Annotated in this window: 1 rRNA gene; it reads right to left on the bottom strand. The window is 52.0% G+C overall.

The annotated features are described in order from the left end of the window. A 23S ribosomal RNA gene (locus LKD71_RS18035) occupies positions 1-1427 on the bottom strand; the annotation flags it as partial.

Genomic DNA, 1427 nt, shown 5'->3' with positions numbered 1-1427 from the left:
AGCCTCCCACCTATCCTGTACATGCAATACCGAATCCCAGTATCAAGCTGGAGTAAAGCTCCATGGGGTCTTTCCGTCCTGGCGCGGGTAACCAGCATCTTCACTGGTACTTCAATTTCACCGGATGTATTGTCGAGACAGCGCCCAAATCATTACGCCTTTCGTGCGGGTCGGAACTTACCCGACAAGGAATTTCGCTACCTTAGGACCGTTATAGTTACGGCCGCCGTTTACTGGGGCTTAAGTTCGATGCTTCGATTGCTCTAACATCTCCCCTTAACCTTCCAGCACCGGGCAGGCGTCAGCCCATATACCTCACCTTTCGGTTTCGCATAGACCTGTGTTTTTGCTAAACAGTTGCTTGGGCCAATTCTCTGCGGCCTCTTTCGAGGCACCCTTTCTCCCGAAGTTACAGGGTCATTTTGCCGAGTTCCTTGACAATACTTCTTCCGCCGGCCTTAGGATTCTCTCCTCATCCACCTGTGTCGGTTTACGGTACGGGTACTGTATACACAATAGCGGCTTTTCTTGACAGCTGGCTCACACACTTCCCTACTAAATTTCGGTCCGCATCACGTCTTCCCGTTGGCTGGCGGTTTTTCCTACCAGTCCGGTACCTCGCTTGCACGCGGCTTTCCGTTCCGCGCCTGTGCTTTCCCTCTGTGTCCCCACAGTTCTGATATACAGCAGTACAGGAATCTCAACCTGTTGTCCATCGGCTACGCCTCTCGGCCTCGCCTTAGGTCCCGACTTACCCAGAGCAGATCAGCTTTACTCTGGAAACCTTGGATATTCGGCCTGGAGGATTCCCACCTCCATCTCGCTACTCATTCCGGCATTCTCTCTTCCATACACTCCACAGCTCCTTACGGTACTGCTTCCTCGCGTATGCAATGCTCCTCTACCAATTCAACAGACGTTAAATTCCTCAGCTTCGGTGTCGTGTTTCAGCCCCGGACATTTTCGGCGCAGGACCTCTCGACCAGTGAGCTATTACGCACTCTTTGAATGTATGGCTGCTTCTGAGCCAACATCCTGGTTGTCTTTGAAATCCCACATCCTTTTCCACTTAACACGCACTTTGGGACCTTAGCTGGAGGTCTGGGCTCTTTCCCTTTTGACTACCCAACTTATCTCGTGCAGTCTGACTCCCGACAAGCATCTTGATGGCATTCGGAGTTTGATATTCTTCGGTAGACTTTGACGCCCCCTAGGAAATTCAGTGCTCTACCTCCATCAGACTCTGTCGAGGCTAGCCCTAAAGCTATTTCGAGGAGAACCAGCTATCTCCGGGTTCGATTGGAATTTCTCCCCTACCCACACCTCATCGCCACCCTTTTCAACGGATGTGCGTTCGGCCCTCCATTGCCTTTTACGGCAACTTCAGCCTGGACATGGGTAGATCACCCGGTTTCGGGTCTACTCTG

This window comes from Fusicatenibacter faecihominis (assembly GCF_020686945.1).
In the GTDB taxonomy this organism is placed as follows: domain Bacteria; phylum Bacillota; class Clostridia; order Lachnospirales; family Lachnospiraceae; genus Limivivens; species Limivivens faecihominis.
The sequence above is the reverse complement of the archived record's forward strand: the minus strand, read 5'-3'. Positions and strand labels throughout refer to the sequence as shown.